The 22,997-nt window shown below is 52.1% G+C and carries 22 protein-coding genes; 21 read left to right on the top strand and 1 reads right to left on the bottom strand.

Annotation, left to right across the window (positions count from 1 at the left end; translation table 11 throughout):
• The first annotated feature begins 110 nt into the window (after nt 1–110).
• Complete coding sequence (locus tag P0X86_RS19435; RefSeq protein WP_192571448.1) at nt 111–905, top strand: SDR family NAD(P)-dependent oxidoreductase; 795 nt, start codon at nt 111–113, stop codon at nt 903–905.
• A gap of 33 nt (nt 906–938) precedes the next feature.
• Here P0X86_RS19435 and P0X86_RS19430 read toward each other — a convergent pair whose 3' ends face one another.
• On the bottom strand, nt 939–1,829 hold the full coding sequence (locus P0X86_RS19430) for a helix-turn-helix transcriptional regulator (protein WP_277746249.1): 891 nt from the start codon (nt 1,827–1,829) through the stop codon (nt 939–941).
• Nucleotides 1,830–1,995: 166 nt separating this feature from the next.
• On the opposite strand from P0X86_RS19430, the gene P0X86_RS19425 reads away from it, so the two are divergent.
• From P0X86_RS19425 to P0X86_RS19330, 20 genes are all read left to right on the top strand, one after another.
• Nucleotides 1,996–3,876 (top strand): beta-L-arabinofuranosidase domain-containing protein, encoded by a 1,881-nt coding sequence (locus tag P0X86_RS19425; protein ID WP_192571450.1) that lies wholly within the window; start codon nt 1,996–1,998, stop codon nt 3,874–3,876.
• A gap of 394 nt (nt 3,877–4,270) precedes the next feature.
• Nucleotides 4,271–4,369, top strand: a complete 99-nt coding sequence (locus tag P0X86_RS19420) for an NAD(P)-binding protein (protein WP_481858155.1) — start codon at nt 4,271–4,273, stop codon at nt 4,367–4,369.
• On the top strand, nt 4,357–4,791 hold the full coding sequence (locus P0X86_RS19415) for a sigma-70 family RNA polymerase sigma factor family protein (protein WP_192571451.1): 435 nt from the start codon (nt 4,357–4,359) through the stop codon (nt 4,789–4,791). The genes P0X86_RS19420 and P0X86_RS19415 overlap by 13 nt, the downstream gene beginning before the upstream one ends.
• Nucleotides 4,788–5,510, top strand: a complete 723-nt coding sequence (locus P0X86_RS19410; protein ID WP_192571452.1) for a VOC family protein — start codon at nt 4,788–4,790, stop codon at nt 5,508–5,510. Before P0X86_RS19415 ends, P0X86_RS19410 begins: the two co-directional genes overlap by 4 nt.
• Before the next feature lie 14 nt (nt 5,511–5,524).
• Nucleotides 5,525–5,932: a DUF6220 domain-containing protein gene (locus P0X86_RS19405; RefSeq protein WP_192571453.1), complete on the top strand. Its 408-nt coding sequence runs from the start codon at nt 5,525–5,527 to the stop codon at nt 5,930–5,932.
• Between the two features lie 239 nt (nt 5,933–6,171).
• Nucleotides 6,172–6,522: a VOC family protein gene (locus P0X86_RS19400; RefSeq protein WP_015736006.1), complete on the top strand. Its 351-nt coding sequence runs from the start codon at nt 6,172–6,174 to the stop codon at nt 6,520–6,522.
• A 24-nt stretch (nt 6,523–6,546) separates the two neighbouring features.
• Nucleotides 6,547–6,948, top strand: coding sequence for a hypothetical protein (locus P0X86_RS33175; protein ID WP_347177509.1), 402 nt, complete (start codon nt 6,547–6,549; stop codon nt 6,946–6,948).
• Nucleotides 6,949–7,189: 241 nt separating this feature from the next.
• Nucleotides 7,190–7,753: a histidine phosphatase family protein gene (locus P0X86_RS19390; protein ID WP_277746248.1), complete on the top strand. Its 564-nt coding sequence runs from the start codon at nt 7,190–7,192 to the stop codon at nt 7,751–7,753.
• Between the two features lie 82 nt (nt 7,754–7,835).
• Nucleotides 7,836–8,666: a phosphotransferase family protein gene (locus P0X86_RS19385; protein WP_277746247.1), complete on the top strand. Its 831-nt coding sequence runs from the start codon at nt 7,836–7,838 to the stop codon at nt 8,664–8,666.
• A 162-nt stretch (nt 8,667–8,828) separates the two neighbouring features.
• Entirely contained in the window at nt 8,829–9,551 is a 723-nt protein-coding gene (locus tag P0X86_RS19380) for an SDR family NAD(P)-dependent oxidoreductase (protein WP_277746246.1), read from the top strand.
• Nucleotides 9,552–9,578: 27 nt separating this feature from the next.
• On the top strand, nt 9,579–10,211 hold the full coding sequence (locus P0X86_RS19375; protein WP_096774259.1) for a ThuA domain-containing protein: 633 nt from the start codon (nt 9,579–9,581) through the stop codon (nt 10,209–10,211).
• A gap of 233 nt (nt 10,212–10,444) precedes the next feature.
• The gene (locus P0X86_RS19370; RefSeq protein WP_277746245.1) at nt 10,445–11,452 is read left to right on the top strand and encodes a LacI family DNA-binding transcriptional regulator; all 1,008 of its coding nucleotides are present in this window, start codon (nt 10,445–10,447) and stop codon (nt 11,450–11,452) included.
• A gap of 41 nt (nt 11,453–11,493) precedes the next feature.
• Nucleotides 11,494–13,290 carry an L-fucose isomerase gene (locus P0X86_RS19365; RefSeq protein ID WP_277746244.1) on the top strand — a complete coding sequence of 599 codons (1,797 nt, stop codon included), beginning with the start codon at nt 11,494–11,496 and terminating at the stop codon, nt 13,288–13,290.
• Nucleotides 13,291–13,302: 12 nt separating this feature from the next.
• Nucleotides 13,303–15,003, top strand: a complete 1,701-nt coding sequence (locus P0X86_RS19360; protein WP_277746243.1) for a ribulokinase — start codon at nt 13,303–13,305, stop codon at nt 15,001–15,003.
• A gap of 159 nt (nt 15,004–15,162) precedes the next feature.
• Nucleotides 15,163–16,272 (top strand): glycoside hydrolase family 172 protein, encoded by a 1,110-nt coding sequence (locus P0X86_RS19355; protein WP_277746242.1) that lies wholly within the window; start codon nt 15,163–15,165, stop codon nt 16,270–16,272.
• Between the two features lie 53 nt (nt 16,273–16,325).
• The gene (locus tag P0X86_RS19350; RefSeq protein WP_277746241.1) at nt 16,326–17,441 is read left to right on the top strand and encodes a glycoside hydrolase family 183 protein; all 1,116 of its coding nucleotides are present in this window, start codon (nt 16,326–16,328) and stop codon (nt 17,439–17,441) included.
• Between the two features lie 75 nt (nt 17,442–17,516).
• Nucleotides 17,517–18,917: an ABC transporter substrate-binding protein gene (locus tag P0X86_RS19345; protein WP_228468889.1), complete on the top strand. Its 1,401-nt coding sequence runs from the start codon at nt 17,517–17,519 to the stop codon at nt 18,915–18,917.
• Between the two features lie 84 nt (nt 18,918–19,001).
• Nucleotides 19,002–19,889: a carbohydrate ABC transporter permease gene (locus P0X86_RS19340; RefSeq protein WP_277746240.1), complete on the top strand. Its 888-nt coding sequence runs from the start codon at nt 19,002–19,004 to the stop codon at nt 19,887–19,889.
• Between the two features lie 17 nt (nt 19,890–19,906).
• Complete coding sequence (locus tag P0X86_RS19335) at nt 19,907–20,734, top strand: carbohydrate ABC transporter permease (RefSeq protein ID WP_277746239.1); 828 nt, start codon at nt 19,907–19,909, stop codon at nt 20,732–20,734.
• A 29-nt stretch (nt 20,735–20,763) separates the two neighbouring features.
• Complete coding sequence (locus P0X86_RS19330) at nt 20,764–22,989, top strand: DUF6259 domain-containing protein (RefSeq protein ID WP_277746238.1); 2,226 nt, start codon at nt 20,764–20,766, stop codon at nt 22,987–22,989.
• Nucleotides 22,990–22,997: the final 8 nt, after the last annotated feature.

Below are 22,997 nucleotides of genomic sequence, written 5' to 3'. Positions count from 1 at the left end.
CGTTTACCGCAAGCATATAAGTGTAATGAATAGTGCGACTCTCCTGAGCTTCTCCACCCTGGTGGGGATCGGGAGGGTCCATTCCTACATAACGAAAAGGAGCGAGGATCATGAACTTGGATTTACAGGGTAAAGTCGCATTGGTCACAGGCTCGACATCGGGCATCGGCAAAGCGATCGCCATGTCGCTGGCAGCCGAAGGAGCGTCGGTCATTATCAATGGAAGACACGAGGATAAGGTGAAGCAGACGATCCATGACATTCGCGCCGTCCATCCGGATGCCGAGCTGCGTTATGCCGTGGCGGATCTCGGAACCGAGGAGGGCTGCCATCAGGTCAGGGAAGCCGCCCCGGTCGTTGATATTCTGATCAACAATTTAGGCATCTTCGAGCCTGCCGAATTTTTCGATATTTCGGATGCGGATTGGTTCAGGTTCTTCGAGACGAATATTATGAGCGGCGTCCGTTTAACCCGACACTATTTGCAGAACATGATCAGCCGCAATGAAGGCCGAATTATTTTTATCGCGAGCGAAGCAGCCGTCATGCCTTCCCAGGAGATGGCGCATTACAGCGCAACGAAGACGATGCAGCTGTCCCTTTCCCGGAGCTTGGCCGAATTGACGACAGGAACCCGCGTCACGGTGAATACCGTTATGCCCGGCTCCACCCTTACGGAAGGCGTCGAAACGATGCTGGATACGCTGTATCCCGATGAGAATCTTACCATCGAAGAAGCCGAACAGCGGTTTATGAAGGAAAATCGGCCGACTTCCATTATTCAGCGGCTGATTCGTCCGGAGGAAATTGCCGATTTCGTCGCCTACCTGAGCAGTCCCAAATCCTCCGCGATCAACGGTTCGGCACTCCGGATTGACGGCGGCTTGGTACGAAGCGTATTCTGAGCAAGCCCATGGCCAAACGCATTCGATGGCATGCTATCGGGATGAACGGTACTTTAGCCTGAAAGAGTTGGGTTTAAACCCGGTATAACGAACAAAGCAGCGAATGAAATACGGAAACGAGCCGAACCCGGATTCCTCGGCTATGCGTCCGATCGGCTCGTTGGTGTGGATCAGCAAGCGTTTTGCTTGCTCGATCCGATGCCGCGTCAGAAACTCCAGGGGCGTGCAGCCGAACGTTTTTTTCATGCAAATGGAAATATAATTCTGGTGAAAGTGCATGGCATCGGACAATTGCTGGTAGCTGACCGGCTCTTTGTAATGTGCTCTTAAATAGATGGCCGTTCGTTCGGCAATGGCATAATGAGGATGCATCTGCTGGATTCCTTCTTCTTCGGCTTGGAACAGCAGCAGCAGCTCATGCATCAGCTGCTGCTGTTTCCAGCGTGCCGCGGAAGATGGCGATTGCTGAAGCAGCTGCAGCTGTTCAATCAGACGTGCGGCCTGCTCTTTCGAAGACAGTTCTCCGTACTTGGGAATATAGAAAGAGAAATTATCGAACTGCACATAAGGGTGATCCGATTGCGATAAGGCAAACGGGATCCGTTCTTCCGCTTCAACCCACGGTGCGACCGTCTGAAAATGCAGCCAATAAAAATGGGTTTCCTCCTGACAGGGCAGGTACGTACGGTGTGCGGCATCGGGTCTTAGAATCAGGTGATACCCTGCCTTTACGCTGTAAGATATTCCGTTCTCTTCCAGGAATAACTCCCCTCTGGTCACGAGAATCAGATCAAAGACACCGATGTTATACCGATCCGGATGTCGATCTCCCTCCTGGTAGGTATCTTCTCCGCAAATCATATAATGCGGCAATGGCGGAGCCGTAAACTGGAAAATCATCTCCGGCCGGTCCTCCTTCTCCAACTAGCTTTTCTCCATGATAATCGTTTTGTTGCTCCGGATTCAATCCATCATGATGTTGTAATCGGATAAAAAGATGTTGTTTCTGTGTATAGGGAAACGCCGGTTGAGATGATATATTTCTACCTGAGTAAGCACCTATAAGACAGAACAAGGAGCGTGGAAGTCGATGCTGCATCAGACGGCTTTTAACAGTTTGCCGCTTAGAGCGATTAAGCCGGCCGGCTGGCTTAAGGATCAGCTGGAGATTCAAGCAAGCGGGTTTACGGGACATCTGGAGGAACAGTGGAAGGACGTCGGAGCAGACAACGGATGGCTTGGCGGCCAGGGAGAGAGCTGGGAGCGGGGACCTTATTATGTCGACGGTTTGCTTCCTTTAGCTTATTTGCTGGAGGACGAGTCTTTGATCGCTAAAGCGAATCGATGGGTCGAGTGGTCGCTTGCCAGCCAGCAGGAGAACGGCATGTTCGGTCCGGCGCGCATCACCTCCGTGAATCAGGATATCGATAAGGATCAGGATTGGTGGCATTACATGATCATGCTGAAAGTGATGATGCAGCATGAGGAAGCAACGGGCGACGAACGCATCATTCCGTTTCTGACCAAGTTCTTTACTTACGTCCATTCGGTCATTGAGGAACAGCCGCTGCGGGGCTGGGCCAAAACCAGGGGGGCCGAGATGCTGCTGTGCATCGTGTGGCTGCATAAACGAACGGCGCAGCCTTTCCTGCTGCGGCTTGCGGATACGATCGCGGAACAAACCACGGACTGGAGCGGTATTTTTCATGATTTTCCATTCTGGCGCAAGGTTGAAGAGTGGGATTGGACAACCCATGTCGTGAACGTGGCGATGGGCATCAAAACGCCGGGCGTGCTGTATGAATTACACGGAAATCCCGTGGAGCGGGAAAGCGTACACCGGGGCATCGATTCCTTGATGACGTACCACGGGCAAGCGCACGGCATGTTCTCGGGAGACGAGTGGTTGTCCGGCACCCATCCGAGCCAAGGGGTTGAATTGTGTGCCGTCGTCGAGTATATGTTTTCGATGGAGCAGCTGACGCGCATTTTCGGGGAGGGACGCTTCGGGGATATTTTGGAGAAGGTCGCGTTTAATGCGCTGCCTGCCGCCATCTCTGCGGACTGGACCTCACATCAGTATGATCAGCAGGTCAACCAAATGATCTGCAACGTCGCTCCGCGGGCTTGGAGCAACAGTCCCGATGCCAACGTATTCGGTCTGGAGCCGAATTTCGGGTGCTGCACGGCCAATATGCATCAGGGCTGGCCCAAGCTGGCCTCGCACCTGTGGATGAAGGACCAGGAGGACGGGTTAGTTGCCGTTTCCTATGCTCCCTGCACGGTTAGAACAACGGTTGGCCGCCAGGGCGTGTCCGCTGAGATTGCGGTCACCGGCGAATATCCATTCAAGGATCGCATTCAAATCCATCTGTCGCTTGAACGCGCGGAATCATTCCGGATATCGCTGCGCATCCCGGCCTGGTGCGACCATCCCGTCATTACCTTGAACGGGCGCGAAATGACAATTCAGGCAGAGTCCGGTTATGCCGAGATCGTGCAGACCTGGCAGAACGGCGATCTGCTGGAACTGTACCTGCCTATGGAAGTGAAGACCGATTCACGCAGCATGTACGCAACCAGCATTACAAGAGGACCGCTGGTGTACGTGCTGCCCGTGAAGGAGAATTGGCAGATGATCCGGCAGCGTGAGATGTTCCACGATTGGGAGCTCTATCCTGCTTCCCCATGGAAATACGGACTGATGGCCGATACGTCGTTCGAGGTGCTGGAGCGGGAGGTGGTTCGTCAACCGTTCCTGGCTGCCGATGCGCCTGTACGGGTGAAGGTGAAGGGCCAGCTGATCCGGGATTGGAAAATGGAAGGCAACAACGCCGGAAACCCACCGCTGCATCCGAACACGGACGGCCAGCCCGTTACGGAATTGGAGCTGGTTCCGTACGGAAGCGCGAAGCTTCGGATCGGAGAATTCCCTCTGATCGGGGATCGGACCAGAATCGCTAAGAATTAAGCAGGTATGTTAACACATTCGAAAACCGCGGATATCGCGGTTTTTTTGTTGTACGGATCTATGTCCAAATCACCAAAAGGAATGAGCAGAAATATTGCGATTACCTCTGAAAGATGTCGCAACCCTTGTTCCGTAGTGCATGAACAATGCGAACAAGCGGTAAGCACCGCAGGTATTCATGAATGCGGGATATGTATCCATTGCGGGCCGGGCCAATATTTAGCCTTTACAGCCAGTGCGGAGAATCGAATCAAGATAGACGACCATTGTGGGGTGCACTATACGGGCTATTTTTAGATCGCTGTTTTCATTTTGTCACATAATCAGCCTCCTTCCTGTCTTGTTTAATGACAACGCATGAAGGAGGTTTCTTCGATGGATTGCAAAGCATGATGTGGCCATTGTGGGTGGAGGTATTGCCGGACTGACCGCAGCTCATTATTTAGCAAGAGGAGGAAAACGCGTCGGCGTATCGCTGGCGTGTACTATTTGAAGAAAGGCTGGGGAGCCCTGATCGAGGAGATGTGTTCGGAAGCACGTCGGCTAGGCGTAGTCTTGATTACAGGCAGGAAAGTCAATGCTGTTGAGCATGGTAACGGGAGTGCAGCGAGTTCGACTCCTGACGCCGTCCATTATACAGATGGAGGCGGCAAAGCGCCGGCCGCGAAGCAGCCCGTCGTCGGAGCGACGCGAGTCATTCCGTTTTTTATGCAATGGATGGATTGGTTCGGGCGTCCCGACAGCCATTATTCCTATATCATCACTACGGTCAACGGAAGCCCGGGAATCGTCATGATGATCGGCGGACGCGTTGCTTACGTTTACTCGTTTGAGGCTTCGAACAGTCGGATTCGTTCCATTTATACAGTTGCAAATCCTGACAAACTCAAATATCTGGAGGAGGTAGTGAGATGAGAATCATCGAATTGGAACTGAGAACCGCCCGGTTAGCCGAACTGAAGGAGTTCTACACAGAAAGACTTGGATTTGCTCTAGCAGATATGACGGAACATTCCATCACGATCGTTGCCGGTGAAACGAGGTTGACTTTCGTTCGCGAGGAGGAGGAAGGGGTACGGCCGTCCTACCATTTGGCAATGAACATCCCCGAGAACCAAATTCGCGAAGCGAAAAGCTGGCTCCTGGCCAAAGGCTGTCAGGTGCTTTCCGCTGCACCGCTTCCGTTCGCTGGAATCCAGGCAAACGAAGATATCGCCTATTTCGAAGGAACGGATGCGCATGCCTTCTATTTCGAGGATCCTTCGGGGAATCTGGTGGAGTTCATTGCGCGGCATCGAATGGATAATGCCTTATCAGAGCCTTTCGATCATGAATCCATTCTGAATGTCAGCGAGATCGGCTTTCCGCTCCGCGGAAGCGTATCCGAGGCCGTTCAGCGCCTAGATTCTCGATTTGACGTCACGCGTTATATCGGGGACGGAAAGACGTTTCAGATGCTCGGTGACGAGTACGGAATGTTCATCCTGGGGGATATGGCCATCGGCTGGTATCCTTCGATGAAGATTCCGGAAGTTCATCCTATCGGAATGACGATTCTCGATTCCAAAGAAGGGGAGTTTCAGTTGGATCCGTACCCATACACCATTCGTGCGGTGTCCGAAAGGTTAGTCTAAGGGAGGAATTAACGATGGAAGTACAAAAAATAACCGCTACCCGCTCTTCGCTGCCGGCTGCCGCTCAATATGCGCGGCTAGGTTTTAGTATATTGAACGTGCTTTTTGCGATCTGCATCGCGTTACAGGTGTTCTTGGCTGGATTCGCGCTGTTCGTGGATTCGTCTCAATGGGGGATGCATGGTAATTTCGCCATGTACTTCGCGCCTATCCCCGTATTGTTGTTTATATTGTCTTTTCCGGCGAGACTGCCCAAGGGCATGAAAGTTAAGAGTTTGGTGCTGATCGGCCTAATCCTTTTGATCTTCGCGACGGCTGTCTTTTCGGAAAAAATCGGATTTGCGGCAGCGGCACATCCCGTCATCTCGCTGGGCTTATTCTTGAACGCGTTGTTGATTATGAGGGAGATGACGAAAGGATAGATGAGAGAAAGAAGCCTATAGATTTGCCATAAACAATGGTAAAGCAAAAGCTGGAAAACACGAAGTCACGTATATATACCTGTTTCCCAATCGTCTTTATGAATAGTGTGAAAACGAATTTATATATAATTGTATAAAAGTAAAACTATGGTATTCTGAGAGTATAAGGATGAGGTTGTTCCTCGAACGGGACCATTGTTGAGTAAAAATTTGATATCAAAACTTTAGGAGGATGAAAAATGAAGGTCAAACGAATTGTTACAAATGTTGCGACGCAGGACATTTCCAAAGCTTCGTATTTTTACGGGGAAGTACTTGGACTTGATCAACTAATGGATATGGGATTTATTGCAACATACGGTTCGCATGAGAAAATGGGCACTCAGGTTAGTTTCCTATCAGAGGGAGGCTCCGGAGCACCTGTGCCTGATCTGTCGATTGAGGTTGATGATCTTGATGAAGCGTTAACTCGGATAAAAGAAGCAGGAATTCCAATTGAGTATGGACCAACCGAGGAGCCATGGGGGGTTCGGCGTTTTTTTGTTAGGGACCCATTCGGGAAACTTATCAATATTCTTATCCATCTTTAAATAATAAATGGAGCAAATCGTTGCATGGGCAGCGATAGCCCGGAAATGGAACTCGTCCAACCAATGGGCAGACGTATGGAGAACTTCATCGTTACGGGCCCCTTTATGAAGTATATTCATGCTGGCAACGGACAACGCTTAAGGTTAAGTAAATCTTATATGGGAGGTCATAATTTCTTGAAATTTGAACTAGGACGTTGCTTACTGAATGAACGATTGGTGGAATCCGGGAAGTCAGCGGAATGGTTGGCAAAAGACTTGCTTATTAAACCGGAACGAGTATACGACTTTATTGAGAACAAAAGAGTGATGCCACTCAAAATTGCCGTATCGATCGCCGATTCCATCGGTTGTGACGTTCGTGCCTTATATGAATTAATTCCGCACCATAATGAAGCAAAGGGAGATTCGCGGAATAATGGGTAGGCTGCACTAAGGCTACAAATGTGATTCATTGATCTAAGTTCACGGGAATCGATAGCTCTATCAAAATAAGAAGGCAGCTGATCATTTGTGATCGGCTGCCTTTTTTAAACTCTCTGCAATTCATGAACCGGTTAGATAAGCGTTTAGCTATATTTCACTGCACCTAGCATTAAGTTAACGGGCAGGATTACTCAATAAAATCATAGAATACCTAATATGGGATTTGATCTTAGGAGGGCGGATGGAATTCACATTTATTCGGCACGGTCATGGAGAACATCTCAACGATTATCCGAATCGGTTGAATACGCTGCATCCTAGTCTTACAGAGTACGGCAAATTTCAAGTAACGCAGCTACGAAATGAAATTAAAATGGATCCTGATGATTTAGTTCTTGTAAGTCCCACTAAACGTACAATTGAGACGGCAATGATTATAAAAAATGGCATGGACTTCATTATTTCTCCATTGGTTGGTCCGAGAATGTTTCCTCAGAACCCCGAACTTCCTTTTTTAGCTTGCGATCACATCCTTTCTAAAACGGAAATTACCCATCTGTATGGAGATATTGAAATTCTTGATTTCAATTTGGATTGCTGGAAAGAAGGGATCAATAGGATCGAACAAGATATTTTCGAACGATATGCTGCGCGGTTGTTAGAGTGGATCGGGGAAAGTTATAAAAAAATATTCTTTATTTCACATGATGGTACGATAACGAATTATCGGATATTGCTTGGAGAAAAAGGATTGACCAGGAAAGATTTTCTCGGGGAGGCTGGGTTATACCGATTGAACTTGTAAGCTGTTGGACAGTAAGCGCTAAGCTAACATCCCTTGAAAGGCTGTGATGAACATCGGAAACCCATTGCGGGAAATCAATTGGGTGGAGAAAAGCAATACCCTTGAAGTTTTGCTCGAGCATGAAGGTTCATTTCATACCGTCTCCTTGGATTCGGGGCTGGAGGCAGAGGTAATGAAAATCGCCGCGCCAACGGCAGACTACGTACTGAAAGTGTGGAACAAAGCGTCCAAGCCGAATGTACACGCTCAATATCAGATTTTGAATGCTTTATTCACGCATGGATGTTCGGTCTCTGAGCCCGTGGGCTGGGGAACGGACCGAAATGGCGATTCAACATTGCTGACCAGTTATGACGGAACGCCCGTGCAAACGGTCGATCAGCGTAAACTAACGAAGCTGGTGAAGATTTTAGCGGATATACATAAGCTCCCGCTTGAAGATTTTATTGGTGACCGGTTACCCCGATATGAGTTCATTGATTATTTCTTTCCTCGCATCGAGAACCACCCCGATATCCGGGTTCTTCTGGAAGAGCTTCTTCAGCGTGCGGATATGAAACAGTCATGTTTGATCCATGGCGATTACCACCTGGGCAATATTCTTGAGACTAAAGACAATCTGACGGTGATCGATTGGACAAATGCTCAACGGGGGGATCCCAGATATGATGTTGCTTGGTCGATTATCGTAATGTGGGTATTTGCAAGCGAAAAGCAAGCCGCCATCTATCGTACCGCATGTTGTGCCGAGTATCGTTACGAAGAACAAGAGCTTGAATTGTTTGAAGCCATAGCCTGTTTAAGAGGAATCATGCTGTTTAAGGCGAATGATGTACCTATCGGTCATCGTACCATCTCAAGGTTTAGGTCCATATTGTCGAAAAACGAATATTTAAACGACCAATTGCTCTAAAGCACTCCTAGATGAATATCACGCAGAAATGTGCAGCAGTATCAGGTTATGCTTAAACGTTTGCTAAAGAGCATTAGAAGAGATTACGCAGGAATGGCATTTGGGGAAACTCCCGTATGTCGGTTGCACCGCATTTAATGGATAAAGGAGAGTTGATGCCCATTGGAAACAATCGCTTGCGTCACGGGAGCCGATCGGGGTTTAGGATTGAGCTTGGCGAAATGGCTTCTTGAAAACGGATACACCGTGTTTGCCGGACGCTATATGGAGGATTGGGACGCGCTGGATCGATTGCTGGAGGATTATCCGGACCAGCTGGAACTGATTCCGCTTGATATCGGCGACGATGCCAGCGTGCAGCAGGCAGCCAAGCTGATCCGGGATAAGGCGCCGCATCTGGATCTGCTCATAAACAATGCCGGCATCACGAAACGGTCCGATCTGGCGAACATTCAGGGCGAACTGGATTTTGCCGACATGGCCCAAATCTACAACGTCAATACCCTCGGACCTCTTCGGGTAAGTCATGCACTTATCGATCTGCTGCTCCAAGGAAACAACAAGCTCGTGGTCAATATCTCTTCCGAAGCCGGCAGCGTCAGCAGAAATAAACGCAAGGAGATGTACGGCTACTGTATGTCGAAATCCGCGCTCAATATGCAATCCTCGATACTGCATCAGCATCTGTCAGCCGATGGAGGACAGGTCATGGTGTTCTATCCCGGGTGGCTGCAATCCTACATGAGCGGCGAACTGAATCAAGAAGCGGCCGTGCCGCCGGACGAGTCTGCCGATCGCATCATGAAACTTGTGATGGACCATAAGGCATACGCTGGCGAACAGCCGATTTTTCTGGATTATGAAGGACAAGTGTGGCCCTGGTGAAAGGGCGGGAGAGGAGACTGCAAATCAATGAAAGCCATTGCGCTGGGACAATACGAGGGAGCGAAATATCATCCGTTTACGCAGATTGACCGCGAACTGCAAACCATTTTCGAACCTGCGATGGACGTGGAATGCACGGATGATTACGCCGTACTGCAAAAGGATAAGCTGGAGGGATATGATCTGTTCATATCGTACGCAGAGTTTTCGGATGGGGAGATACCTGAAGAGCAGGTACAAGCGCTTATATCCTATGTGCGCAACGGCGGGGGGCTCTTAGTTATCCACAACGGCATCTCGCTGCAGCGGAGTACGGAGCTGGAAAAGTTAATCGGCGGGCGATTTACGGGACATCCGGCATATACGTCGCTGCCCGTTCGATATCAATCGGGGAGCCATCCGATCGTGGAGAGCTTAACCGATTTTACGATCGATGAAGAACCCTACCGGTTCGAATTGAGTCCGCATGAAACAACGGTTGTCTTTGCGGAATACGAGCATGACGGCCAGCGCTGGCCTGCGGCGTGGGCACATCCATACGGCTCCGGCCGGGTGGTATATCTGATGCCAGGTCATCATTCGCCGTCTTTTCGGATAGAATCCGTGCGTCATCTGATTCGGGAGAGCGGACTATGGGCTGCCCGGAAGTGCGTAGACTAGAAAATCGGCATGCATCATAGGCATTCTATCACGGCTCTCGAAGGCGGTGATTTTTAATTTGCGCGGAATAGTTCCTGGTGCCAAACGCATTCGTTCCGCCCGGATCTGGTTTTCCGGAAAAATCTAAAAAGAGGGTTGACAGCAGCATGTCCCTTCTTGTAATCTGTGTATGTAATCGTTTACGTAATCGATTACATACAGGAATCAGGATGATATTTTGAGGTGAACGATGATTGGCAAAAGCAACGATTAAACAAGTAGCAGCGGCAGCAGAAGTATCTACGGCAACCGTTTCAAGAGTGCTTAACAACAGCGATTATGTAAGCGATGAAATTAAAGAGCGGGTGATGGCGGCCGTGAACCGGTTGAATTATCGTCCGAGCGCCATAGCCCGAAGCCTGAAGCAGGACCGCACGTACATGATCGGCGTGATCGTGCCCGATATTTCAAATCCCTATTTCATGGGCATATCCCGAGGCATTGAGGATATTGTAGGTAAAGAGGGCTTTCAGTTAATATTTTGCAGCTCGGACGAGAACCCGGAGAAGGAGAGACGATTGCTAAAGCTTCTGCAGGAAAAGCGCGTGGATGCCGTCGTATTGGCAACGTCGGGCGGGAACGACCCGGCGATCAAGCAGATCGCGGATTCCAACATGCCGATCGTGCTCGTGGACAGGAAGCTGGACTCGCCGGAAACAGGATCGATGCTCGATCTGGTAGCCGAGGACAATACCGAGGGAGCCTCGCGTCTAACCCGGAAGCTGCTGGAGGAAGGACATACGGCTATCGGCGTAGTTAACGGGCCAACGAGATCAAGCACGGGGAGGGAACGTCTCGAAGGCGTCATGAACGCGATGAAGGCATTTGGGCTGAACGAGAGCCCCCTGGTGTATAACGGAGATTTTTCCACGGAGGACGGAATCCGGGCAGTTCAGCAATTTCTGAACGCGGAACGCAGGCCAACCGCTATCATTTCCCTGAATAACCGCATGAGCCTGGGCGTCCTGCTCGAGATTGTGCGCAGCGGCCTGAAAATTCCTGCCGACATGGCAGTTGCTTCTTTCGGCGAGGTGGAAGCCGGGCCTTTACTCAAGGAATCGGGACTCTACTACATGGAGCAGCATCCCTACGATATGGGAATCAAGGCCGGAGAAATCCTTCTAAGCCGAATACGGGAAGAAGCCCGGCAGGATCCACCGGCTTATGAAATATACAGCAATGAAGTCAAACAGTTGAACTGATCGTACATGCCGCCGCTCTAAAAACAGAGAGGATGATGGAGATGCATAATCAATCAAACATCTGCAATCGATTGCAGAACGAATTGCCTAAAATCGGCATTCGCCCTATCGTGGATGGCCGGCGGGGTGGTATCCGGGAATCGTTAGAGGATGTCACCATGGATATGGCGAAACGAACCGCTCGCTTGCTCACCGAACGGCTAAGGCACAGCAACGGGCTTCCAGTGGAATGCGTGATTGCCGACACCTGTATCGGAGGGGTAGCTGAGGCCGCACGAACCGAAGAGAAATTTGCCAGGGAGAATGTAGGTCTTACCATTTCGGTGACACCATCCTGGTGCTATCCGACGGAAACGATGGATACCCACCCGACCAGGCCAAAAGCAATTTGGGGTTTCAACGGGACGGAACGTCCCGGGGCCGTATATCTGGCGGCGGCGCTGGGAGCGCATAATCAGAAGGGTCTGCCGGCCTTCTCCATCTATGGACGCGATGTACAGGATATCGGGGATACCGAAATAACGGCGTATGTTCAGGAGAAGCTTCTGCAATTTGCCAAGGCAGGCCTTGCCGTAGCGACCATGAAGGGGACCTCCTACTTATCGATGGGCACCGTATCCATGGGCATCGCGGGCTGCATCGTCGACGAAAACTTTTTTCAGAGGTATCTGGGGATGCGCAACGAATATGTGGATATGACCGAATTCGTAAGGCGGATCGAGCTGGAAATTTACGATCATGACGAATATGAGCGGGCACTGGCCTGGATTAAACAGAATTGCAAGCCGGGAACGGACGTTAATCCGGAGCATTTAAAGCGGTCCGAAGAACAGAAGGAACAGGATTGGGAAACCGTCGCGAAGATGGCGCTGATTGCACGCGATTTGATGGTAGGCAATCCGAAGCTGGCGGCCATGGGATATGGAGAAGAAGCGCTCGGCCGACATGCACTGGCTGCAGGATTCCAAGGACAGCGTGCCTGGACGGATTACTTCCCGACGGGGGATTTCATGGAGGCGATATTGAATTCCTCTTTTGATTGGAACGGTCTGAGGGAGCCGTATATCGTCGCAACGGAGAATGACAATCTGAATGGAATCACGATGCTGTTCGGTCATCTCCTGACGAATGCGGCCCAGGTGTTTGCAGACGTTCGTACATATTGGAGTCCGGATGCCGTGAAGCGAGTGACGGGATACGAGCTGGAGGGCATTGCGGCCAACGGCGTGATCCACCTGATCAATTCAGGACCGGCAGCACTAGACGGAACGGGAAGGCAATCGAAAGACGGCAAGCCGGCCATGAAGCCGTTCTGGGATATCACGCAGGAGGAAGTTCAGGATTGTCTGGATGCAGTCAAGTGGTGTCCGGCTATTGATTTCTTCCGCGGCGGGGGATTCTCCACGGACTTCACGACCCGGGGAGGCATGCCGGCAACGATCGCCAGAATCAATATGGTCGCGGGTGTCGGACCGGTCCTTCACATCGCGGAGGGAATAACCGTGGAGCTCCCGGAGGCCGTGCACGATGTATTGGACCAGCGAAGCGACCCCACTTGGCCGACGACCTGGTTCGTCCCGAACCTTACCGGCGAGGGACTGTTCAAGGATGTTTACACCGTTATGAGTAATTGGGGATCCAACCATGCCGCCATGAGTTACGGCCATATCGGCGGAGATTTGATTACTTTGGCGTCGATGCTCCGCATTCCGGTATGCATGCACAACGTGTCGGAGGAGCGGATCTTCCGACCAAGCGCTTGGACCGCTTTCGGCGGGCTGGAGCCGGTTTCTGCCGATTACCGGGCATGCGCGTCTTATGGTCCTTTGTACAAATAGGAGGCAGATGATATGAAGCAGTTATACACCATCGGGGTTGATTTCGGTACGGAATCGGGCAGGGCCCTGCTTGTCGATATCACGACGGGCCAGGAAGTAGCGACCCATGTGACGCCTTACGCGCATGGAGTCATGGACGAGGTGCTGGTCCATTCGGGTTTGAAGCTGAAGCCGGATTGGGCGCTGCAGCATCCGGAGGATTACTTGGAGGTTCTTAGGCAATCGATCCCCCGCGTGCTGTCGGATGCAGCGATATCGGCTGATCAAGTCATCGGCATTGGCATCGATTTTACGGCATGTACGATGATGCCGCTGGATGCAGGCGGCACCCCGCTCTGTATGACGGAGGAATGGAGGGACCATCCGCACAGCTGGGTGAAGCTGTGGAAGCATCATGCGGCGCAGGAAGAAGCGAACCTGATCAATGCAGCCGCAGCTTCGCGGGGCGAGAAATTTCTTGCGCGTTATGGAGGAAAGCTGTCCTCCGAGTGGATGCTTGCAAAGTGTTTGCAGATTCTGAGGGAAGCTCCCGAATTATATGAACGGTCCGTGTTGTTCATGGAAGCTGCCGATTGGGTGGTCATGCAATTGACCGGCCAGCTCGCGCGAAGCAGCTGCACCGCCGGTTATAAAGCCAATTGGCATAAACGGGAGGGTTATCCGTCCAAGGCGTTCCTGCATTCGCTCGATCCGAGGTTCGGAAATCTCGTCGAGACGAAGCTGAGAGGAGCGATCAAGCCCCTGGGTTCGAAAGCAGGCGGATTAACCGAAAGTATGGCGGCGATGACGGGGCTTCTGCCGGGAACCGCGGTAGCCGTAGCCAACATCGATGCCCATGCGATGGTACCGGCCGTCAGCGTCGTAACACCGGGGAAGCTGGTACTCGCTATGGGAACCTCTACTTGTCACTTGATTTTAAGCGACAAAGAAGTGACCGGCGAAGGCATTTGCGGCGTCGTCGAGGATGGGATCATTCCCGGTTATTACGGGTATGAGGCAGGACAATCGGCCGTTGGCGATATATTCGCCTGGTATGTGGATGAGGCAGTTCCGGAATACGTTAGGCTTAAGGCTGCAGAAGAGCGGCTTGGCGTTCATGAGTGGCTCGAGAAGGAAGCGGCCCGATACGCGCCTGGACAAAGCGGACTGCTTGCCCTGGACTGGTGGAACGGAAGCCGTTCCGTGCTGATGGATGCCGATCTTAGCGGCGTCATGCTTGGTTTCACCTTGCAGACCAAGCCGGAGGAGATTTATCGGGCCCTGCTCGAAGCCACAGCCTTTGGTACCCGGGCTATTATCGAGGCGTTTACCGATAGCGGCATTGAAGTTCAGGAGCTTTATGCTTGCGGCGGATTGCCGCAGCGCAACCGACTGCTGATGCAGATTTATGCCGACGTTACTGGCAAAGAGATCAAGATCGCGGATACCGTCCAGACGGCCGCTTTTGGCGCTGCCATGTTCGGTGCGGTTGCGGCAGGCAAAGATCAGGGAGGATATGGCAGCATCGTGGAAGCTTCGGAGGCGATGGCCCGCGTTCGGGAAGAAACATTCAAGCCGATTGAAGCTAACGTCCGAATGTATGACCTGTTATACAAGGAGTATAAAGGACTTCATGATTATTTGGGCAGGGACGAAAATGGGGTGTTGAAACGGCTGAAAGCGTTAAGAAGCAGTTTTAACTCTGAAGGATCAACGGATACGGCCCGAGGATAGACAACGGGTTATGACTCACATAAGGAATGCAGGCTGTCGTGTTGGTAGCATGGCCTGCATTCCTTAACCACCCATTCTGCAATCGATGTCACATTGTTGGCAAATCGTTTTAAGAAGCACTTTTTACCTACGCCATCAACTTATAAGGAGCGATCATCCATGGACAATCAAACAGCGTTATTTTCACTCAGCCGCAAGCGATCCGGAAAAAGAAAAAGGGAATCCAGCTACGACCGTTCGGGAGGGAATAAGGATTACTTCTCCATCCAGCCGGGCGACCTGACCGAAATTTGCAGCATTCCGGGAGCGGGTGCCATCACCCATATTTGGATGACCATGGCGACCGACGCCCCTGCCGAGGAATTGTATCTGCCGCGCAAAATCGTACTCCGCATGTACTGGGACCAGGAGACCGAGCCCAGCGTGGAAGCGCCGATTGGCGATTTTTTCGGAATGGGGCACGGCCTCACCAAAAATTATACGTCAGCGGCGTTGATGATGAGTCCCGAGGACGGCAAAGCATTCAACAGCTTTTTTCGCATGCCGTATGGGAATGGCGCTCGTATAACGATCGAGAGCGAAGCGGAGCATCCGATTAAATTTTATTTCTATGTGGACTATGAATCGTACGATAAGCTGCCCGAGGAGGAGCTGCGATTCCATGCCCAGTGGCACCGGGAAAATCCGACCGACGGGATCGCGGATCACGGGGTGGATAACGCTTTCTACGAATTCGGCGGCAAGAATACCACAGGCAGCGGCAACTATGTCATTTTGGACGCGGTTGGGAAGGGCCATTACATCGGCTGCAACTTCAATGTCCATAACCTCCGCGATACGCGGGAATGGAACTGGTACGGCGAAGGAGACGACATGATTTTCATCGATGGGGAGCCATGGCCTCCGACTCTGCACGGCACGGGCATGGAGGATTATTTCAATACGGCCTGGTGTCCGCAGCAGGAAGTGTGCACCCCGTATCATGGCATCATTATGGGCGGCGGCCCGAACTGGAGCGGAAAAATCTCCACGTACCGGTATCATATCCTGGATCCGATCATGTTCGATAGCAGCATCAAGGTCACGATTGAGCACGGTCATAACAATCATCGGAGCGACGATATTTCCTCGACGGCGTACTGGTACCAGGCGGAACCCCATCGTTCTTTCCCGAAGCTGCCAAAGGTGGATAAACGCTTGCCAATGCCGGATACGAAGCCGCTCAATCCTGCTAGTTTGAATCAGATATTCGGTCATAACAATCCCTGATGTTCACGGGTGGAATATAGGAATCCACAATCAGATCGAAAGGGGAGATGAGCTTGAAATGGAAAAATGCCCTCTTCGCAGGCATGATTTTGCTGTTATGCGGCTGCGCGGGGGGCGGCAAGGTGAATCCTCTGCTTGATGCGACAGACAAAAGCTTTTTATTAAAAGGCATGACCGGCGTGGAGCAGGTTTCGCAATTAACCGGGGAATCCTCCCCCAATCGTACCGATCAATACGCCGTGTACGGCACCGATCTGGGTTCCATGATGAATGACGGGGAACGAACTTACTTCGTGTTCGGGGATACGTTCGGCGAGAGGGCGACTGATCAGACAGGCGGAGGGGGAAGCTATTGGCGCTCCAATACGATAGCCTATACAACGGACGCTCATCCGGCTGACGGTATCGCATTCGAGGGAATGATCACGGATGAATTCGGCACGGCGAAGGAACTGCTGCCTTCCGCCAAAATCGATTACGAAGAAATGACGAAAATTCCGACCCATGGCATTGCGGCAGGCGGCGCCTTGTATTTGCACTACATGTCGGTCAACCATTGGGGCGATCCGGGGAAGTGGGACGCCAATTACAGCAGCGTGGCCAAATCGACCGATAACGGTGAAACCTGGGAGCTGCAGGACCGGCTCCGTTGGCCGGGAGACAGCAATTTCATCCAGGTTAGCCCCTATAAGGTGGAGAATGAAGCAGGCGGTTCGGATATTTATTTTTGGGGGATTCCTTCGGGCCGCTTTGGCGGCGTTCAGCTTATGAAGGTGGGCGAGGAGCACATCGAGAATATGTCCGAGTACCGATATTACAGCGGATTGAACGATGACGGCAGTCCCAGGTGGAGCGCGGATATGAAGGATGCCAGGTATGTGGTGGATGACACCGTCGGCGAGCTGTCCGTAGTGTGGAATTCTTATCTGGAACGCTGGCTGATGACCTATTTGAAGGAAGGCCAAGGGGTTGTCATACGTGAAGGCATGACGCCTTGGGGGCCATGGGGCGAGCCCCTGGATTTGGTCCGAGCCGAGGATTATCCGGGGCTATACGGGCCCTATATGAACGATCGGTATACGGAGAATGACGGACAGACGATCTATTTCACATTGTCTTTATGGGATCCCTACAATGTTTTCTGGTTTAAGGCTTCGCTCGAAAAATGAGGCGCGGATTCCAAGAATGATCGGTTTAAATGCGGACCAGCGTTTAAATAGTTTGATCCATTATAAGGAGGGTTCATGATGCAGAAAAATACCATCGGCTTCAAATCCTGGCCTGTTCTGTTCTCCGTTGTTCTTGTTCTGGCGATGCTCGTTACGGGCTGCGGCGGACGATCTGGCGGTCCCGGAGGAGGAGCTTTAAGCAATCCACCGGAAAATGAAAGCGCAAACAACGGGAATGAAGCCAGCGGCAAGGTTGTGATCGATTTCTGGGCGCAAAAATTCGAGGATACCACCGATGCCTGGTTCAAGAAATGGGTCGGCGAGTTCAATAAATCCCAGAGCGAGGTTGAAGTGAAGCTGACCATCGTTCCGGCCGACGCCTGGGACCAGAAGATGAAAGCAGCGCAGGCCGCAGGCAAGGCACCGGACATCCGAACGATCAACTACGGCAATGTGGCCAATGCGGCAAAAACGGGTCAACTGATGGCCCTGAACGATTTAATGGAGCCTTCAGCCTTCGATGATTTGTACGACAACATGAAGGACTTCGTATCCGTTAACGGTCAGTACTATGCATATCCGAAGCTGGTTGAGCCGTCTGCCGTGATGTTCTATCGGAAGGATATGTTCCAGGAAGCCGGGCTTGACCCCAATCAGCCGCCGAAAACATGGGCTGAGCTTCTGGATGCGGCCCAGAAGCTGACCAAGAAAGGCGTGTTCGGCTTATCGATTGCGCAAACTGCGCCGGATCTGGGCTGGTCGAGCTGGGGGCTGCAGTATAACGGGGCAGGTCATCTGGCGGTTACGGAGGACTGGTCCCAAGCGGACGTGAACAATGACGGTTACAAGGCCGTTTTGGACTTTTACCAAAAAGCGTACCAGTCCGGCGTCATGCCGAAGCAGGCGTTGGCCGGATATGCGGACATCAAGCCTTTCGGCGAAGGCAAGATCGCCATCCAGATTTGCGGTTCCTGGGCGATCGGTCAGCTTCGCAACACCTATAAAGACATGGTGGATAAGGTAGGGATTGCGCCGATGGCATCGATGGACGGCGATTTGACGAAGCCGACGGCAACGCTCGGCGGCTGGTCGCTGGCGGTGGACGGCAAATCCGAGCATCCGCAGGAATCGGCCGATTTCATCTCCTATTTGCTCGCAGGCGACCCGAACATCATGATCGATTTTTTCAAGACGTCCCAGTTCTCCAAGTTCTCCCCGCGCAAATCCGTGGACGAAGCGATGAAATCCGATCCGGATGCATCCAAGGATGAATGGCGTGCACTCGTATCCGAGCGGATCATTCCGCATTCGCAGGCTGAGCCGGTTTATCCGTGGGACATCAGCTTCGCGCTCGCCACGTCCATCGAGTCCGCCATGAAGGGTACTTCGGTGGATAAGGCGCTGGCGAAGGCAGAGAAAGACATTAACGATTTCATCGCGAAGAATAAGCTTGCCGGTACGAATCCGAAAAAATAGTGTTGGCAGCCGTCCGGAAATCCGGTTTTCGAAATGTTATTTTCGGATGGCTGCTTCATCCTTGGCCAATGGTGGTGACGCTACATGTTCAAGAAAAATTATCGGCAGGACAACGGCGTGGCTTACATGCTGCTCGCTCCCATCGTCATCCTGCTGACCGTCTTTGTCATCATTCCGTTCTTCTATGCACTGCGGGTGAGCTTCTATAATTGGAGTTTCTATCAGGATTCCACCTTTGTGGGCTTGCAGAATTTCTATATGGTGCTGACCGATGACCTCTTTCTCCAATCCATCTGGGTAGGGCTTAAGTTCGCGCTGATGGTCGTTCCGACGATGCTGATTCTCTCGTTTCTGTTCGCGAACATCATTAAAAATCTGGGCTCCGGTTTCGCAAGCGTTGTTAAGACTTCCGTCTACATTCCCACCATTATTTCCGGAATCGTGGCGTCGGTCATCTTTGTCTTCATCTTCGATTATGCCGGAGGCCTGGCCAATTACATCATCGGGCTGTTCGGATCGGAGCCGAAAGCCTGGCTTGCCGACGTGGCAACGGCGCTGCCGAGCATCGCGGCTCCAGCCGTGTGGCTGGGCTTCGGACTCACGACGCTCATCATGCTGGCAGGCCTCCACGATATCCCAAAAAGTTACTATGAGGCTGCCGAACTCGAGGGGGCGGGCATCTTCGTTCGCATGTGGTACATCACGATTCCGCTCATGCGCAATGTGATCCTGTATCTGCTCGTAACCGGATTTACGGCGCAAATCTCCCAGTTCGAGCTGTCCCTCGTCATGACGGGCGGCGGCCCGCTCAGCGAGACCACGACGCCGAACCTCTACATCCTGAACCACTTCCGAAACGACGTCATGGTCGGGAACTCCATCGCGGCATCGCTGCTGTTGTTTGTGGTCCTTGGCAGTATTTCGGCCATTATCTTCAGAGTACTGAATTCGGAAAAAGCGATCGACGGATAAGAAGGCAGGAGGATAACATGATGAAATCGTTAAACGGTGTCCAAAAAACATTGATGACGCTCTTGACCGGACTGGTGACGATCATGGCGCTGTTCCCGCTGCTCTGGGTCATCATTGCCGGTTTCAAAGATAAGGCGGAGGTGCTTGCAACGCCGTTCCGTTTCTTCCCGAAGAAATGGATGGTTCAGAATTACACGGATATTCTGAGCGACGCGACCTTCATTCAATCGATGCTGGTCACATTCGGGGGCGCCGTTCTCTTCGCGGCGCTGAGCTTGGCCGTGAACGCCACCTCGGCTTACGTCTTCGCCAGGCTGGAATTCAGGTTCAAGACGATGCTGTGGGTTTATGTCATCGTCACCATGTTCATTCCAGGCATGGCCATTCTGCTGACCTCCTTCATTGTGGTGAATGAGATGGGAATGCTCGATACGCTGGCGGTGCTCGTATTGCCCGGCATTGCTTCCGCGGGTCATATGTTCTTCATCCGCCAATTCTACTTGAATATTCCGATGGCGCTTGAAGAGGCGGCGCTGATTGACGGAGCAGGAAGGATCAAGATTTTTACGCATATCTTCATTCCAATGTCGTTTCCGGTCTTCGTCATCGTGGGCATAGGTTCCTATTTGGCCTATTGGAACTCCTTCGTATGGCCGACGATGACGATCACCAACCCGGAGCTCTTTCAAATCATGCAATATTTATACACCTTCCGTTCCGAACGGGCAACCGAAATGGGCATGTTGATGGCCGGATCGGCGCTTTCCTGCCTGCCGACCATTATCTTGTTCCTCTTCTTCCAGAAGCACATCATTTCAGGAATCAAAATCTCCGGTTTGAAGTAACATTCTAAGCCAACAGGTGGAGGTGGGACATGATTATACTTGAGAACAGGCATATCCGGCTGGAAATCAGCGAGATTGACGGCACGGTTCGAGGCATTCGCGATAACGTTAGAGGAATCGGGCTTATCGCGGATACGGGCACGGCGGATCCATTTCGCTTGGAGACGGACGCGGGTTTCAGCAGCTCCTTTCAGAACTTCGGATGGAGCAGGGAAAATACGGAAGACGGGACAGATCAGGTTCAGTTGAGCTGGGACACGCAGCAAGGTATGATCGTCACGGCTTCCGTAAAGCTCGCAGAAGAAGCGGATTGCATTGAATTCCGATGCGCAGCAGAGAACCATTCGGGAATCCGATTGCTGAGCCTGGAATATCCGGTTATTCCGAATTTGACCACGATCACGGAGCACGGCGAGGAGGATTATATCGCCCATTCCTTTGCAACCGGCTTTGAGGTCAACAACCCGATGAAGGTATTTGAAACGGACGGAATCGGATTTCGTTTCATGCCGTATCCGGAGAGCTTCTCCGGGGCAACGATGCAGTTTTTTGCCTATTACGGCAAAGACAGGGGCGGGCTGCAACTCGCTGCCCTGGACGGCGAGGGCCATCCGAAATGGCTCAATTTCTTCAAGAACGGGAACGGCTTGCTGGAAGCCTCCGTGATCCATGGCTGCAGTGATATGGGACCCGGCAAGGGGAACAAGCCGCATTATCCGGTGCAAGTGTCGATTCTGTCAGGAAGCGGCTGGTACGAAGCTGCTGACCGGTACAAGTGCTGGGCCGTGCAACAGAAGTGGTGTAGACGCGGCAAGCTTTCGGAGAGGGCTGCGAAGGAAGGCGGTCCATGGCTGCATGAGGATATGGGCGCGGCAACCTTCGGTATCAATGCGGGATCGGATCGCACGGCATGGATACAACAATACAACGACAGCATCGGAACGCCGATGCTCCACATCCTGGGCCCCGATTGGACGCATCGGCCGCAAACCTTCGGCAGCGGCGTGCCGGGGGGATATGATGATTGGTTTCCGACCCGCTTCAACCCAGAAAACATCGCTCTGATCCGAAAGCTGGGCCATCGCTTCGCTCCGTTCGAATTCGATTACCTTTATCATTTTGACGGAGCCGACGGAGAGCTTGGCAGAGCAGCCGAGCAGAAGTTTCCCGAGCTGAAAAAAAGCGTGGATGCTTACCGCTTTCCGTTCCTTTGTCCGGCGCATCCGTACACCCACGATTTTCATGTGAGGCGGGATACGGCACTGCAGCAGAGCGATGACATCGATTCGATCTACTACGATATCTCCGCCAACAACATTCTGAAGATCTGCATGGATGACAGCCACGGTCATCCGGTCGGAGCCGGCAGCATCATTGAGGAGGCTTACCGGCGGAACTTTGCCGATACGAAGGCGGCCATGTGCGAAACAGCCGGGCGCTATATCCCCATGGGTACCGAGATGATGAATGAAACGATGCTGGATCTGATCGACTACTATCAAGCCCGGGCAGGGGGGCAGCCGGCGGCGCCGCTCGAAGGATGGCCGATCCGGGAGCTGCTTAAAACAGGTGCGGCCTATCTCATCCCGATGTTTACTTACGTATATCACGAGTACGGCGCGCTGAGATTGGACGGCTGGGGCAAGCTGACCGAGGAAATCGGAGAGCTTTACTATTTTACGGTAGCACGCACGTATCTCTGGGGCGGCCTGTACGAATTGAATTACGAGTACAGTCCGATGGAGGCGCTGGACGGCAACGAAAATACCGCGGAGGAGCATTATTATCCGTTTGAACCGCGCGGGTATGCCTTCTCGGCGAACAGGGCCGATTACTTGGCTCTGTATGCACGGCTGCGAATCGGTGCCGCGAAGCCGTATTGGTCGTATGGCACGATGCTTCGGCCGCTCTCCTTCGACGTTCCTATGACGCCGATGAAATGGTTTCATTACAACCACGGCAAGGATACGCCGGAATATAACAACTCGGGAGAACTGCTGACAGACGCCGTTATCCACTCGGCATGGCAGAATGATCAAGGGGATGTCGGCTTGTTCTTTGCGAATGTGACCGGAGAGGAGCAGACAATAAGCATCGAGCTCCGTCCGGAAGACTTCGGAAAGACGACCGTGACCGGGCAGCTGTACACGAAAGCGGGAGAGCCGGCCATTGATTGCTCCATGGAACAAGGCGGATTGCGTTTGCTTAAGCTGCCGGCACGAAGCATAGCAATGTTGGAACTGACTTCGCCTTAACTTGGCAC

It is taken from the genome of Paenibacillus sp. BR1-192 (genome assembly GCF_029542445.1).
Lineage (GTDB): Bacteria > Bacillota > Bacilli > Paenibacillales > Paenibacillaceae > Paenibacillus_AQ > Paenibacillus_AQ lautus_A.
This window is presented reverse-complemented; position numbering and strand designations above follow the sequence as displayed.

Excerpts from the sequence above, each read along its gene's own strand:
- P0X86_RS19355 (WP_277746242.1), top strand. The coding sequence starts at position 15,163 with ATGGACAATCAAACAGCGTTATTTTCACTCAGCCGCAAGCGATCCGGA.
- P0X86_RS19335 (WP_277746239.1), top strand. The coding sequence starts at position 19,907 with ATGATGAAATCGTTAAACGGTGTCCAAAAAACATTGATGACGCTCTTG.
- P0X86_RS19410 (WP_192571452.1), top strand. The coding sequence starts at position 4,788 with ATGAGAATCATCGAATTGGAACTGAGAACCGCCCGGTTAGCCGAACTG.
- P0X86_RS19405 (WP_192571453.1), top strand. The coding sequence starts at position 5,525 with ATGGAAGTACAAAAAATAACCGCTACCCGCTCTTCGCTGCCGGCTGCC.
- P0X86_RS33175 (WP_347177509.1), top strand. The coding sequence starts at position 6,547 with ATGGGCAGCGATAGCCCGGAAATGGAACTCGTCCAACCAATGGGCAGA.
- P0X86_RS19435 (WP_192571448.1), top strand. The coding sequence starts at position 111 with ATGAACTTGGATTTACAGGGTAAAGTCGCATTGGTCACAGGCTCGACA.
- P0X86_RS19365 (WP_277746244.1), top strand. The coding sequence starts at position 11,494 with ATGCATAATCAATCAAACATCTGCAATCGATTGCAGAACGAATTGCCT.
- P0X86_RS19390 (WP_277746248.1), top strand. The coding sequence starts at position 7,190 with ATGGAATTCACATTTATTCGGCACGGTCATGGAGAACATCTCAACGAT.
- P0X86_RS19425 (WP_192571450.1), top strand. The coding sequence starts at position 1,996 with ATGCTGCATCAGACGGCTTTTAACAGTTTGCCGCTTAGAGCGATTAAG.
- P0X86_RS19330 (WP_277746238.1), top strand. The coding sequence starts at position 20,764 with ATGATTATACTTGAGAACAGGCATATCCGGCTGGAAATCAGCGAGATT.
- P0X86_RS19400 (WP_015736006.1), top strand. The coding sequence starts at position 6,172 with ATGAAGGTCAAACGAATTGTTACAAATGTTGCGACGCAGGACATTTCC.
- P0X86_RS19345 (WP_228468889.1), top strand. The coding sequence starts at position 17,517 with ATGATGCAGAAAAATACCATCGGCTTCAAATCCTGGCCTGTTCTGTTC.
- P0X86_RS19340 (WP_277746240.1), top strand. The coding sequence starts at position 19,002 with ATGTTCAAGAAAAATTATCGGCAGGACAACGGCGTGGCTTACATGCTG.
- P0X86_RS19375 (WP_096774259.1), top strand. The coding sequence starts at position 9,579 with ATGAAAGCCATTGCGCTGGGACAATACGAGGGAGCGAAATATCATCCG.
- P0X86_RS19360 (WP_277746243.1), top strand. The coding sequence starts at position 13,303 with ATGAAGCAGTTATACACCATCGGGGTTGATTTCGGTACGGAATCGGGC.